Source organism: Sulfitobacter sp. (genome assembly GCF_039977885.1).
Lineage (GTDB): Bacteria > Pseudomonadota > Alphaproteobacteria > Rhodobacterales > Rhodobacteraceae > Sulfitobacter.
In genome coordinates, this window is sequence record NZ_JBDWCI010000020.1 from 775,937 (window position 1) to 789,783 (window position 13,847).

The 13,847-nt window shown below is 56.7% G+C and carries 13 protein-coding genes and 1 tRNA gene; 7 read left to right on the plus strand and 7 right to left on the minus strand.

Going from position 1 to position 13,847, the window contains the following annotated elements; genetic code table 11:
- Positions 1-35 precede the first annotated feature (35 nt).
- On the plus strand, positions 36-1,691 hold the full coding sequence (locus tag ABJM03_RS17440; protein WP_348419122.1) for an iron ABC transporter permease: 1,656 nt from the start codon (positions 36-38) through the stop codon (positions 1,689-1,691).
- 36 nt (positions 1,692-1,727) lie between these two features.
- Here ABJM03_RS17440 and yghU read toward each other — a convergent pair whose 3' ends face one another.
- Positions 1,728-2,588 (minus strand): glutathione-dependent disulfide-bond oxidoreductase, encoded by an 861-nt coding sequence (gene yghU / locus ABJM03_RS17445; RefSeq protein WP_348419123.1) that lies wholly within the window; start codon positions 2,586-2,588, stop codon positions 1,728-1,730.
- A gap of 146 nt (positions 2,589-2,734) precedes the next feature.
- Between yghU and ABJM03_RS17450 the strand changes: the two genes are divergently transcribed.
- Complete coding sequence (locus tag ABJM03_RS17450; protein WP_348419124.1) at positions 2,735-3,322, plus strand: hypothetical protein; 588 nt, start codon at positions 2,735-2,737, stop codon at positions 3,320-3,322.
- A 68-nt stretch (positions 3,323-3,390) separates the two neighbouring features.
- Here the strand turns inward: ABJM03_RS17450 and ykgO are convergent, their stop codons facing one another.
- Positions 3,391-3,516, minus strand: coding sequence for a type B 50S ribosomal protein L36 (gene ykgO / locus ABJM03_RS17455; RefSeq protein ID WP_025058716.1), 126 nt, complete (start codon positions 3,514-3,516; stop codon positions 3,391-3,393).
- 88 nt (positions 3,517-3,604) lie between these two features.
- Positions 3,605-3,679 (minus strand) — tRNA-Val (locus tag ABJM03_RS17460).
- A gap of 151 nt (positions 3,680-3,830) precedes the next feature.
- On the opposite strand from ABJM03_RS17460, the gene ABJM03_RS17465 reads away from it, so the two are divergent.
- Positions 3,831-4,691, plus strand: a complete 861-nt coding sequence (locus tag ABJM03_RS17465) for an N-formylglutamate amidohydrolase (RefSeq protein ID WP_348419125.1) — start codon at positions 3,831-3,833, stop codon at positions 4,689-4,691.
- Positions 4,692-4,712: 21 nt separating this feature from the next.
- Here ABJM03_RS17465 and ABJM03_RS17470 read toward each other — a convergent pair whose 3' ends face one another.
- Entirely contained in the window at positions 4,713-5,966 is a 1,254-nt protein-coding gene (locus tag ABJM03_RS17470) for a DNA polymerase IV (RefSeq protein ID WP_348419164.1), read from the minus strand.
- A gap of 60 nt (positions 5,967-6,026) precedes the next feature.
- On the opposite strand from ABJM03_RS17470, the gene ABJM03_RS17475 reads away from it, so the two are divergent.
- Positions 6,027-6,470, plus strand: coding sequence for an NUDIX hydrolase (locus ABJM03_RS17475; RefSeq protein WP_348419126.1), 444 nt, complete (start codon positions 6,027-6,029; stop codon positions 6,468-6,470).
- A gap of 185 nt (positions 6,471-6,655) precedes the next feature.
- Here ABJM03_RS17475 and pyrF read toward each other — a convergent pair whose 3' ends face one another.
- Both pyrF and ABJM03_RS17485 read right to left on the minus strand, forming a co-directional pair.
- On the minus strand, positions 6,656-7,375 hold the full coding sequence (gene pyrF / locus ABJM03_RS17480) for an orotidine-5'-phosphate decarboxylase (RefSeq protein ID WP_348419127.1): 720 nt from the start codon (positions 7,373-7,375) through the stop codon (positions 6,656-6,658).
- Between the two features lie 230 nt (positions 7,376-7,605).
- Complete coding sequence (locus ABJM03_RS17485; RefSeq protein ID WP_348419128.1) at positions 7,606-7,920, minus strand: orotidine 5-phosphate decarboxylase; 315 nt, start codon at positions 7,918-7,920, stop codon at positions 7,606-7,608.
- 385 nt (positions 7,921-8,305) lie between these two features.
- Between ABJM03_RS17485 and clpB the strand changes: the two genes are divergently transcribed.
- Entirely contained in the window at positions 8,306-10,921 is a 2,616-nt protein-coding gene (clpB, locus tag ABJM03_RS17490; protein WP_348419129.1) for an ATP-dependent chaperone ClpB, read from the plus strand.
- 107 nt (positions 10,922-11,028) lie between these two features.
- On the opposite strand, the gene ABJM03_RS17495 is transcribed toward clpB, so the two are convergent.
- Positions 11,029-11,511, minus strand: coding sequence for a fasciclin domain-containing protein (locus ABJM03_RS17495; RefSeq protein WP_348419130.1), 483 nt, complete (start codon positions 11,509-11,511; stop codon positions 11,029-11,031).
- Positions 11,512-11,893: 382 nt separating this feature from the next.
- Here ABJM03_RS17495 and msrP point away from each other — a divergent pair, with 382 nt between their 5' ends.
- Entirely contained in the window at positions 11,894-12,805 is a 912-nt protein-coding gene (gene msrP, locus ABJM03_RS17500) for a protein-methionine-sulfoxide reductase catalytic subunit MsrP (protein WP_348419131.1), read from the plus strand.
- A 92-nt stretch (positions 12,806-12,897) separates the two neighbouring features.
- Entirely contained in the window at positions 12,898-13,503 is a 606-nt protein-coding gene (gene msrQ / locus ABJM03_RS17505) for a protein-methionine-sulfoxide reductase heme-binding subunit MsrQ (RefSeq protein ID WP_348419132.1), read from the plus strand.
- Positions 13,504-13,847: the final 344 nt, after the last annotated feature.

Sequence of the window (13,847 nt, forward strand, 5' to 3'; positions counted from 1 at the left end):
CTTTTCTTTCCGACTAAAATAGTCGACATAGGGCCATGGCCCATGTTCAAGTTCAAATTCCCAAAAAGCGCAGCGATGGCGCGCGTCCTCTTTCGGTTGTGGCGCTGGTGGTGGCTGTCATTTGCGCGTTGCCGATGGTTGCGGTGCTTTTGGCATCGCTGTCGGGCGGCACAGATACGGTTCAGCATTTGGCGCAAACAGTGCTGGGACGCTATATTGGCACCACGCTTGCGTTGGTTGTGCTGGTGGCAACAGGGACGTTTGCCATCGGTGTCGGCGCGGCATGGTTAGTGACGATGACCCGTTTCCCGGGGGTGCGATTCTTCGAAATCGCGCTGGTGCTGCCGTTGGCTTTTCCGGCCTATGTGCTGGCCTATGCCTATACTCATGTGCTTGACCATCCGGGCATCGTGCAGACCACGCTGCGTGATTTAACGGGGTGGGGGCCGCGTGATTATTGGTTCCCCGAAATCCGATCGCTGGGCGGCGCGGCCTGTATGTTGGTTCTGGTATTGTATCCGTACGTTTACCTGCTGGCCCGGGCGGCATTTCTACAACAAAGCGGTAGCACATTTCTAGCGGCGCGCGCGCTGGGCTCTTCTCCTTGGGCTGCGTTTTTCAAGGTGAGCCTCCCTCTCGCCCGTCCGGCAATTGCGGGGGGCGTTCTGCTGACCGTTATGGAAACCATCGCGGATTTCGGCACGGTGGCCTATTTCGGTGTGCAAACCTTTGCCACGGGTATCTACACCAGCTGGTTCTCGCTTTTTGACCGTGTGGGGGCGGCGCAGCTTGCGCTGTGTTTGCTCAGCTTTGCCTTGCTGTTGGCTATGTTGGAGCGGGCGCAACGGGGCAAGGCACGCTACCATGATCCGGCACGCCAGACGCAAACCGCACCCGCTGCGGTTTTAAAGGGTTGGCGATCTGTGGCGGCGATGCTGCTGTGTGGATTGCCGGTGGTGTTTGGTGCGATTCTGCCCGTTATCGTTTTGTTCTTTATGGGCATCGGATCCGAGCAGAACCTGTTGAGCGCGCGTTATGTCGGATTCATCAAGAATTCGGCCACATTGGCATCGGTGGCCGCTGTGGTGACAGTAACGGCTGCGATTTGCGTGGGGTATTTCCAGCGTATGAAAGTTGGTCGTTTGTCCCAATCGACGGCCTATGTCGCGCGTTTGGGTTATGCGGTGCCTGGTGGCGTGATTGCCGTTGGCCTTATGGTGCCCTTTGCGGCCTTTGATAACGCGCTGGACGCGTGGATGCGTGCGACATTTGATATCTCGACCGGGCTGTTGATCACCGGCTCCATCTGGCTGTTGGTGATCGCTTATATGGTCCGGTTCCTCGCGGCTGCTTTGGGGGCCTATGAGGGCGGACAGGCGATGGTGCATGTGAATATGGATGCGGCGTCGCGCTCATTGGGGCAGGGGCCGTTTGGCACGTTGCGCCGTGTGCATTTGCCGATCCTTGCGCCCAGTCTGCTGACAGCGCTGTTGATCGTTTTCGTGGATGTGATGAAAGAACTGCCCGCGACCTTGATCATGCGTCCGTTCAACTTTGACACATTGGCAGTGCAAGCCTATCAGCTCGCCAGTGACGAGCGGTTAGAGGGCGCGGCGGTGCCCAGCCTTGTGATTGTGGCGATGGGGTTGTTGCCAGTGATCCTGATTTGCCGGCAGGTCGGCCGGCGCTAGGCGCGCGCCACAATGGGAGTGGCGCGCGCCAGCAGGTTACTCTTTGGCGATCTTGTCTTGTGTCTTTGTCTCGAAATCCGAGGCGTCGTGGCGTTCATGCAGCTGCATCTCGGGCTCACCAAACGGGCGGTTGACCATGCGGCCGCGCAGAACGGCAGGACGTGCATCAATTGCCTTGGCCCAACGCATGACGTTTGTGTAGCTTTCTACGTCAAGGAATTCGGCGGCGTCATACAAGCGACCCAGCACCAATTGGCCATACCATGACCAGATCGCGATATCCGCGATGGAATAATCGCCTGCAAAATATTCATTCTCGGCCAGATGGCGGTCCATCACATCAAGCTGGCGCTTGGTTTCCATCGTGAAGCGATTGATTGGATATTCGAATTTCTCAGGCGCATAGGCATAAAAGTGACCAAAGCCGCCGCCAAGGTAGGGCGCAGAGCCCATTTGCCAGAACAGCCAATTCATCATTTCGGTTTTAAGGGCGGGATCGGTGGGCATGAAGGCACCGAATTTCTCGGCCAGATACAGCAGGATAGAGCCGGATTCGAAAACGCGCTGCGGCGCGCCGTCAGAATGATCCATAAGCGCGGGAATTTTCGAGTTGGGGTTTACCTCAACAAAGCCCGAACCGAATTGATCACCGTCGCTGATGTTGATCAGCCATGCGTCATATTCTGCTCCGGTGTGGCCTGCGGCCAGCAGCTCTTCGAGCAGGACTGTGACCTTTACGCCATTGGGTGTAGCCAACGAGTAAAGCTGGATCGGGTGTTTGCCGACGGGGCGCTCTTTGTCGTGGGTGGCACCCGCGATGGGACGGTTGATTGATGCGAATTTTCCGCCGCTTTCCGCGTCCCATGTCCAGACTTTTGGTGGGGTGTATTCGGCCATGGTTGTATCCTTTATGTGTTAGATGTGGCTTGCAGGTATACTGTGTGCTGCACTTGGCAAGGTCCAGCGCATTCACCTGCCCGTGTTTGGTGCTGTGGGGTTTTTCAGTTAGGCTAGCGGCCGAGGCACCTGTAGGGAGGCCTGATATGCGGTTGAGATATGTATCCCTATGGGGGGCTCTGTTTTTAATGCTGTGCGCAGTAATGGCGCAGGCACAGGGCGATGGGCCGCGACCGGGCTTGATGTGGAACCGCACCGGATTGCCAGCCGTATTCCCGCTTCAGGTTAAAACCCGGTCCGGCCAGAACTATGTTTTGTTGTTGTCAGATGAACAAACCGATGCGGATGTATTGGCGGCCTACATCACGGGCGGGGCGTTTTTCCGCGTGTTGGTCCCGCCGGGGACTTTTCGTGTGCGCTTTGCTTCGGGGATAACATGGCAGGGGGAGGAGGCGATGTTTGGCCGTCATGGACAGACCAAAGTGATCGAGATGCCCGAGGCTTTGACATTTGAGGTCATCGGGTTGCGCCGCAAAGCGGGTCATTTGATTGATCTGACGAAAGTGGATTTAGGGGATCAGGTCCAGGCAGAGGCGCGTTCGCTGCAGATTTGTCACTATTTGGGGCTCGGCAAAGATGCTTTTGCCGGAAGGTTGCCGAAACAGTCGGGCCTGCGACACGAGGATCCGCATCTGGGACTGACAATCAGGTCGCGCTACTGCTTTGCAGGATAACGGGATTGGGCAACGGAAAAGGCTGCCCCCGTTAAGGAGCAGCCTTTGTTTCGCCAAATGCGATTCGATTAACCCTGACGGGCTTTGAAACGCTTCTGGGTTTTGTTGATCACGTAGACGCGGCCTTTGCGACGCACAACACGGCAGTCGCGGTGCCGATTCTTGAGCGAGCGGAGTGAATTGCGAACTTTCATTAGTCCATTCCTTCCTATTATCGTGGCGCGGGCCAGCGCCGGGGTTACGGGCAGCACATCCGCGCAACGGGACGTGCCAGTGAATACATGGTGGGCGATACTGGGATCGAACCAGTGACCCCTTCGATGTCAACGAAGTGCTCTACCGCTGAGCTAATCACCCACTATATGAGCGCGCGTCCCATGCCCCGAACAAAAACGGGGCGCGAAAACATCGCGCCGTTTGGGTGCTATAAAAGGAGTCGAGCAGGTGATCAAGGGCTTTTGGCTTCGATATAAACTGCGCTATGTCTTTTGTTGAACAGGAGACAATTATGCCCGCTGCTGCTTTTGATGTTTTGCGCCCCAGTACACCTGATTCTTGCGTCGTATTTGCCTCGCCGCATTCGGGGCGGGATTATTCGTGGTCCTTCCTGCGAAAGACAGTTTTAAACGAACATGCGATCCGGTCATCCGAGGATGCGTTTGTGGATCAACTGTTTGAATGCGCGCCTGAATACGGCGCAGTTTTCATAAAAGCAGGGGCTCCGCGTGCATATGTTGACCTTAATCGCGCACGTGATGAGCTTGACCCCGCTCTTATCGAAGGCGCGCGGCGTTTGGCGCATAACCCGCGGGTGGCGTCCGGTTTGGGGGTAATCCCACGTGTGGTGGCCAACGGGCGCGCGATTTACCGTGGTAAAATTACACTGGCCGAGGCTCAGGATCGCATCGCCCGTTATTGGGAACCCTATCACGAAAAACTGCAATCGCTGCTTGATGCGGCTCATGCGCGGCATGGCCAAACCGTGCTGATTGATTGCCATTCGATGCCGCATGAAGCGATGGATAGCGTGGCGCGGGGGGGCATGCGCCGCCCTGATGTGGTTCTTGGTGACCGATTCGGTGCAGCCGCCAGTGGTGAGGTCGTGGACCGGATCGAAGCCGCGTTCGAGCAGGCCGGTTTTAGCGTTACGCGCAATGTGCCCTTTGCAGGGGCTTATATCACGCAGGCCTATGGTAAACCGTCCAAAGGGCAGCACGCTGTTCAAGTCGAAATCGACCGTTCGCTTTATATGAATGAGCAGCTTATTCGTCCGAACGGAGATTTCGAATCGGTCCGGGCGGCGTTGCGCAAGGTTGTCGCAGATGTGGCCGATATCGGTCAGGGACGAACCTCGCTCGCGGCGGAATAAAACCGGTGCCCCGATGGACCTTCAGCGCAAAGTGCGGCCTTTGACGATCGCATCCGAGCCAAAGCGGTCGCGGATCGCGTCTGTTGCGCGCTCAGCCCGAGAACGTTTTGTTGCATCTGGGTCCAGCAAATCACCAAGTTTATCGGCTTCCTCGGCATCGGAAAGCTCTGCCAACCCGCAGCCCAACAGGCGGTAGGGCCCTTTTTCTTTTACCTGATCAAACAGGCCGCGGGTCGTTCGGTAAATCCGGTCCGCCAACTGTGTCGGATCGCTAAGTGCGACGCGCCGCGACAGTAGTGTGTGATCCGCGCGCTTGAGTTTGAGCGTGACCACGCGGCCGGCGAGGTTCTTGGCCTTGGCGCGGTCGGCGACTTTTTCTGCCATGCGCCAGATATGGCCATCCAATATATCCGGATCAGAGGTGTCTTGGCTAAAGGTTGTTTCGTTTGTGATGGATTTCATGGGGCTATGCGCGGAAACACGTCGACGATCCTGACCGCGGGCCAGATGCCACAGGCGGTCACCCATGCTCCCGAAGCGGGCGATCAGATCGGCCTGTTCCCAGCGCAAAAGGTCTGTAAATGTCCGAATTCCCGCCTTTTCCAGTGATGCTTGGGCCGCCGCCCCCACACCCCAGATCATGCGCACGGGCTTATCACTTAGAAAATCCATCGTCTCAGCCTGACCGATAACGGAAAACCCGTGAGGTTTGTCGAGGTCCGAGGCGACTTTGGCCAGAAACTTGTTATGGCTTAGCCCGATTGAACCGGTCAGCCCTAATTCGGTTTTCATGCGCCGGACCAGTCGCGCCAGCATCACGGCAGGAGGCGCGCCATGCAGGCGGGCGGTGCCGCTCATATCCAGAAATGCCTCGTCCAGTGAAAGCGGTTCGATCGCGGGGGTGAGTTCTTCCATCATGGCGCGGATGGCGCGGGAGGCTTTGACGTATTCATCCATCCTTGGCCGGATAACCACGGCCTCGGGGCATAGTTTGAGTGCTTGAAACATTGGCATGGCCGAACGGACGCCGCGGATGCGCGCGACATAGCACGCGGTCGATACAACACCGCGTTGACCGCCGCCAATGATCACGGGCTTGCCTTCCAGTGACGGATCATCGCGTTTCTCGACCGAGGCGTAAAAGGCATCGCAATCCATATGGGCCACGCTCAGATCCCACAGCTCGGGATGGCGTGCCACACGCGGACTGGCGCAGGCGGGGCACCGACGCGCGTCTTCAAATTGGGTCAGGCAATCGCGGCAAAGGGCGGGCATAACGGCCATTGTGCTGTGGATCTGGATGATTGATCATAGGGGCAACACGGCTGGAGAGCTATGCAATTCGACATTGAACCTTATGACGGCGCGCCCTTTGGCGGGGCCAAGCTTGCCCTGTATCTGGGAGAGGAGCTGTGCGTGATTTTGCGGGATGCCACGCCGGGTCTGATTTTTGCCGATCATTGGGACCTGCCGGGCGGTGGTCGGGAGGGCGATGAGACGCCACAGGATTGTGCGCTGCGTGAATGCCGCGAAGAGCTGGGTATTGTCGTGCCGCCTGCGGCGCTGTGTTGGGGGCGCCGCTTTTTCGAAGGCGTACAGGCGAAATGGTTCTTTGTTGCGCAGATGCCGCATGAGTTTCAGGATCGTGTTGTATTCGGAGACGAGGGGCAAGAGTGGCGCATGATGTCAGAGCACAGGTTTCTGACGCACCCCAAAGCGGTGCCTGCCTTTCAGGAGCGGTTGGCCATATGGGTCGCTCAGCGGGATGCAACTATTTGAAAAACTGATTTTTTCTGAAAATCCCCCCGCTTCGCTTAGCGGGGGGGAGTTGACGAACATTGAGAATAACCAGTTCGTCGGGGAGTATCACCACCTATTGCTTAACATAAAACCAATGTATGCCATAGCGAGGCAGAGGTTTACCTATGGTCAATTTGCTCTGATGTGGCGAATTTGGCACACGGCTAAGTTGTCGGGGATACAGATGCGATGTCGCGCAAGACGTCGTGGGCGGCTGCGACAGGATCTGTTGCGGCGTGAATGGGGCGGCCTACGACGACATGATCGGCCCCGTTCTGGATGGCCTGAGCGGGGGTTGCCACACGCTTTTGATCGCCCAAGGCTGCACCGGTCGGACGTACGCCGGGGGTGATGATCAATTTGCCTGCGGCCTCTGGCAGGGCGCGGATCAGCGCGGCCTCTTGTGGAGAGGCGATGATGCCGTCCGCACCTGCATCAAATGCGCGGCCTGCGCGCGTTACAACCAGATCGGGCAGGTCGCCTGCGCAGATCAGGCTTGCATCCAGATCTGCACGGTCAAGCGACGTTAGGATCGTCACGCCGAGAATTTTCATATTGCTGCCGGCGGCCCCTTGCTTGGCCGCGCGCACAACGTGAGGGTCGCCATGCACGGTCAGGAAATCCAGATCAAACTGGGCTAGCCCCCGCACGGCGGCCTCAACCGTGGCGCCTATGTCGAATAGTTTCATATCAAGGAAAATGCGTTTTCCCTGCTCTTGCTTGAGCTCGTTGGCGAGGGCCAAGCCGCCACCTGTCAGCATCCCGAGGCCGATTTTATAGAAGTTCACGGACTCGCCTAGACGTTCAGCAAGATCGAGCCCTGCAACAGCGTTCGGAACATCGAGGGCAACAATCAGGCGGTCGTCGGATTTGGGGGCAGTCATCGGTGAGTCTCCATCAGGGCCAAGGGGTGGGCAAACGTCTTGTGGCATATGGTACTGGAGGAGCGCTGTACATAAAAAAAGGCCCGATCGCGTAATCGCGGATCGGGCCTGAGTATCACAGACAGTGCAGGCAGGCGCTCGTCTGTGGTTTTGCGCGGTGCTCCGGAGTGCAGGGACAGTTGCACGCATCGGAGGGGTAGGTCGCGCAAAGGCGGAAAACTGTGTTGGCCTTAGGCCGCGCTATCAAGCGATCCAAAGCCGAGTTGTGCCAGCCAGCTGCGCGGGTCAAACCGTTGGCGACCAGCGCGTACCGTCGCCACGTGGTGACGCATCTGGGAATGCATGCCGTCGCGGGATTTGTGGCGGCGCAATGCTTGGGTGGTGAGGCCTTTGGTGGCTTGCTCAAAGCTCATGGTGATGGGAGCGTCGATTGAGCAGGGGTATTTGATCATCTTGTTGCCGGTGTCGACGCTGACCAACGCCTCAAAGCACTGGTTCGCAGCGTTATAAACAACTTCGCTGATCTGAATCTTTTGCTTGCTCATTTTCGTTTCCTCATTCGCGTCCGTGTGTCCAGCTTTTTTTCTGCCGTTATGTTATAAATGACTACTGCTGTTGAAATTATAACCTTTTATAACGCAAAAAGTTCCTGTTGGTGTGGTAAAAAGCGATCACGGCTTCGTTAAATGCATAAAATGCATATATTTTATTGACATAAATTTACACGGCTGATCCGCGAATTTTCTTCGATTCGGGAATTGATTCGACGCGAAATCACGCCTGAGAGTGCTCGAACGGGTCCCGATTTGATGTGATCGACATCTTGATCCGCACCAGATTGTTCCCACATAACGTGTACAGGCCCAGACATGATGTATGCCGCCAAGCGGGTGCAGCGACGATTGGGCGCTTATCAAAAAGGAGAAGGCCATGGACTTGAGTAAGTTCACGGAGCGGTCGCGCGGGTTCGTGCAGGCTGCCCAGACAATTGCGACGCGCGATAGCCACCAACGGCTGGCGCCCGAGCACATTCTAAAAGCATTGATGGACGACGATGAGGGGCTGGCAAGTAACCTCATTAATGCGTCAGGCGGAGATGCCGCCGCGGTAAAGCAGGCGGTTGATATTGCGCTTGGCAAGATGCCAAAGGTGACTGGCGAGGCGGCCCAGACATATCTGGACGGTGCGACCACGCGCGTTTTGGCCGAAGCGGAAGCACTGGCCAAGAAGGCAGGTGACAGTTTCGTCCCTGTGGAGCGCATTTTGATGGCGCTTTGCATGGTTAAATCCGGTGCCAAGACGGCGCTGGACGCCGGTAAGGTGACGGCGCAATCGCTCAACGCTGCGATCAACGATCTGCGCAAGGGGCGCACGGCAGACAGTGCCAGTGCCGAAGATGGCTATGACGCGCTCAAGAAATACGCGCAGGATCTGACTGCACGGGCTGAGGAGGGCAAGATTGACCCGATCATTGGCCGTGACGAGGAAATTCGCCGTGCCATGCAGGTGCTGAGCCGCCGGACGAAAAACAACCCGGTTTTGATCGGGGAGCCGGGCGTGGGTAAGACCGCGATTGCCGAAGGTCTTGCCTTGCGCATCGTCAATGGCGACGTGCCAGAGAGCTTGCGGCGTAAGAAGCTGCTCGCGCTGGACATGGGGGCGCTGATTGCGGGCGCCAAATACCGTGGTGAGTTCGAAGAGCGGCTGAAGGCGGTGCTGACCGAGGTCACACAGGCCGCAGGTGAGATCATTTTGTTCATCGACGAGATGCACACGCTTGTTGGTGCGGGTAAGGCGGATGGCGCTATGGATGCGGCTAACCTGATCAAACCTGCACTTGCCCGGGGTGAGCTACACTGTATCGGTGCCACGACGTTGGAAGAATACCGTAAGTATGTAGAGAAGGACGCGGCCCTTGCGCGGCGGTTCCAGCCTGTGATGGTTCTGGAGCCTACGGTTGAGGACACGATCAGCATTCTGCGCGGTATTAAAGAGAAGTACGAGCTGCATCACGGCGTGCGTATCACGGACAGTGCGCTTGTGGCGGCGGCAACGCTCAGCCACCGTTATATCACGGACCGGTTCCTGCCGGATAAGGCGATCGACCTTATGGATGAGGCAGGCAGCCGTTTGCGCATGGAGGTCGACAGCAAGCCCGAAGAGCTGGATGCGTTGGACCGCCAGGTGATGCAGTTGCAGATCGAGGAAGAGGCGCTCAAGCTTGAGGATGATCAGGCGTCGAAGGATCGTCTTGAGGTTTTGCAGAAGGATGTGGCTGACCTGAAAGAACGCAGCGCGCAGATGACCGCGAGCTGGCAGGCCGAGCGTGACAAGCTGGAAGGCACACGCGTCATCAAAGAGCAGCTGGATCACGCCCGCGCCGCATTAGACATCGCCAAGCGCGATGGCAACCTCGCTAAGGCGGGTGAGCTGTCTTACGGTGTGATTCCCGATCTTGAACGCCAGTTGGACGAGGCGGAATCTCGTGATGATGGCATGATGGTGGAAGAGGCTGTACGCCCCGACCAGATCGCCAGCGTGGTTGAGCGGTGGACGGGTATCCCTGCCGGTAAAATGCTGGAAGGTGAGCGTGACAAGCTGCTGCGCATGGAAGAGCAATTGCACAGCCGCGTCATCGGTCAGGATCAGGCGGTCAAAGCAGTCGCCAACGCTGTGCGCCGGTCGCGTGCAGGTCTGAATGATGAAGACCGTCCGCTGGGTAGCTTCTTGTTCCTTGGGCCAACAGGCGTGGGTAAGACCGAGCTGACCAAGGCCGTGGCCGAGTTCATGTTTGACGATGACAGCGCCATGGTGCGCATCGACATGTCGGAGTTCATGGAGAAACACGCGGTGGCGCGTCTGATCGGGGCCCCTCCCGGATATGTCGGCTATGACGAAGGTGGTGTGCTGACCGAAGCTGTACGCAGGCGCCCCTATCAGGTGGTCCTGTTCGATGAGGTTGAGAAGGCGCATCCCGATGTGTTCAACGTGCTGTTGCAGGTGTTGGATGATGGTGTGCTGACAGACGGGCAGGGGCGGACCGTGGATTTCAAGCAAACGCTGATCATCCTGACGTCTAACCTTGGGGCGCAAGCGCTCAGCAATGCACCCGAAGGCAGCGACATGGCCGATGCCAAGCGTAATGTGATGGATGCGGTGCGGGCGCACTTCCGCCCCGAATTCCTCAACCGTCTGGATGAGACGATCATCTTTGACCGCCTCAACCGTGCGGATATGGACGGCATCGTTACGATCCAGATGGCGCGGCTGCTTAAACGGCTTGCGGCTCGCAAGATCGAGCTGGCGCTTGACGATGATGCGCGCAAGTGGCTTGCGGATGAGGGGTATGATCCTGTGTTCGGCGCGCGCCCGCTGAAACGGGTGATCCAGTCGTCGCTGCAAAACCCGCTGGCAGAGATGTTGTTGTCCGGTGATGTGGCGGATGGCGACACTATTCCGGTCACTGCGGAGGCTGACGGGTTGATCATCGGGGATCGCGTATCGCCGAGCAACAGACCCAAGCCGGATGAGGCGACAGTCCACTAAGCAAATGGCGTGCCGATGTATGTTCGGCACGCCCCATGATATCGACACTTAAATTCGCCTGCCGACCTTAATGGCCGGCAGGCTTTGCTTTTTGTCGTTGGCAGGTCTTAAACGTCTGGCAGGATTACTGTGTCGATGACGTGGATCACACCGTTTGACGCTTCGATATCCGCTTGGGTCACGGTTGCATCGTCAATCATCACACCATTATCGAGGTCGATCATGATCGTATCGCCGTTCACGGTTATCGCTTCGCTATCATCAATCAGGTCAGTCGACATGATCTTGCCTGGTACGACGTGGTACGTCAGGATCGCGGCCAGCTGCTCTTTGTTCTCCGGAAGCAACAGTGTCTCTACAGTGCCTTCGGGTAGCGCGGCAAAAGCGGCGTCAGTTGGCGCAAAGACAGTATAGGGTCCGTCCCCCTTAAGTGCTTCCACAAGGTTTGCCGCCTCTGCGGCTGCTAACAGGGTCGAAAACTCTCCGGCGTTCGCGGCGGTATCTACAATGTCTTTGTTGTTGTCCGAAGCAAAGGCGGATGTGGTAAGTGCTGCGGCGGCCGTAAGTGACAGTATTGTTGTACGAAACATGTCAGTCTCCTTGGTTGTCGTAAATGCGTGTTTGCATTGCGACTACTACGCGCACGGCGGGCTTTGGTTCGCAGGTATTTTGGTGTAAATTTCCTTGACCGGTTAGAGCGGTGAGCTAGGCGGCCATGCTTGGGCGGTAAATTACCAATCGTTTGTAAATCAGGCACAAATCCGCCGTCAGATCCGCTTGGCTTGCGGCATTTTGACGATGCGCCTTGTCCCCTGCATTGCAGGCCATTGGGGGCGGTATGCTGTGGTTCGGCATTGGGGTGCTGGGGTGAATTCTAACAATCCGGTGTATATTGTGACATTTGCGCAAAAACAGTTTGGCGCATAGACCGGTGGCCCCTACCTATTCTGATAACAGATAAGGAGAGAGCCGATGGCACTGCGCTGGAAAAATACGCTCAAAGACCACCACGTGACGGATGAAGCCGCATTTCTGAACCGCCGACAATTGATGGGCGGGGCTGCCGCCGGTGTCGGCTTGGCGTCCATGGGTGCAGGTGCCGGTTTTGCTGCTGGTGAAACGCTCGAGCCGAGTGCCTATGAGGACATCACCCAGTATAACAACTTCTATGAGTTCGGAACGGGCAAGGATGATCCCGCCCGTTATGCCGGCGATCTGACGACAAAACCGTGGAGTGTCGAGATCGGCGGTATGGTTGATAAGCCCGGCCGCTATGCGTTCGAAGATATTCTGAAGGCAATGACTATCGAGGAGCGAATCTACCGTTTCCGTTGTGTTGAGGCATGGTCCATGGTTGTCCCGTGGAACGGCTTCGAGCTGGCCGATCTGCTTGATATGGCAGGGGTTCAGTCAGGTGCAAAATACGTAGCATTCGAGACCGCGGTTCTTCCCGACGAGATGCCGGGCGTGCGTTTTCCGGTTCTGGACTGGCCCTATGTAGAGGGTCTGCGGCTGGATGAGGCGATGCATCCGCTCACGATGATGGCGACGGGTATCTACGGCAAAGACATTCCAAACCAGAACGGCGCACCGCTGAGGCTGGTTGTGCCTTGGAAGTATGGCTTCAAATCTATCAAGTCGATTGTGAAGATCACGCTGACGGACACCCAGCCACCAACAAGCTGGAATAAAGCCAACGCCAGAGAATACGGGTTCTATAGTAATGTGAACCCCGAGCTGGATCATCCTCGCTGGAGTCAGGCGTCTGAGAGGGTGGTAGGCGGAGGTCTGTTTGCCAAACGTATCCCCACTCTCAAGCTGAACGGCTATGAGGAAGAAGTCGGCTCGCTTTATGCGGATATGACGCTGCAGGAAACTTTCTAAATACTTTACCATTAGGAACGGATCGGGCTTATAAAAGGTCCGGTCCGTTTTGTTTGGCAAATGCCTCTGGCCGTAAATGTCAGGAGAGCCACATGACCAACATCATTGACCGTATCAACAGCTTTATACGCCCTGTGCCGACATGGCTTGTCTATATCGTGTTTCTCCTGCCGGTGCCTTGGTTGCTTTATCTTGCCCAAACAGGCGGTTTGGGGCGCGAGCCGATCAAGGCGCTTGAGCATGAGCTTGGGCTTATCGCGCTGCAGTTATTGGTCGCGGGCCTATGTGTTACACCCTTGCGCAGGTATCTTGGTCTGAACCTACTTAAATTCCGCCGGACGCTTGGTGTGCTGGCATTCACCTATGTGGCCCTGCACCTTCTTGTGTGGGTTGTTCTGGATATGAGTTTGCTGTGGGGCCAGATGTGGGACGATATCTGGAAGAGACCCTACATCACTGTCGGCATGGCAAGCTTTGCCTTGCTGTTGCCGTTGGCTGTTACATCCAACAATCTTTCCATTCGCAAGCTGGGCGCGGCTTCATGGCGTAAGCTGCATAAGCTCACCTATGTGGCGGTTCTCCTCGGGGGGGTGCACTTCTTTTGGTTGGTTAAGGGAATCCAGATTGAGCCGATCCTCTACTTATTGGCCATTGTTGCGCTCCTGGCTTTGAGAGTGCTCCCCAAGCGGGGGCGGTGAGTCGGCCGATTCCGGTGGATTCGGGGCTCGTATTGCTTCGAATTGTGGGTAAGCCTGTGGATAACTGGCGATGTTCCCGTTTTGCGATTTTAGCAGGCTATTGATCGTGAGTTGATAACAGGGGCAAAACCGCATCCGGCGGAATGGCCCTTCCGTAACTCGCTGTAATTAAGTGATAAAATTTAAAACCAAAGAAAATCCAAAATTCCTGAAAAAACTGCTTGCGGGTTTGGTTCGTAGACCCTAGAACGCCTCTTACCGAAGCGCAGCAATGAGCGACGGGGCAGCGGACGGGACGGAGCGGAGACGCTAAGTTACTGAAGCGAAGTAGAAATTCAGAGGTT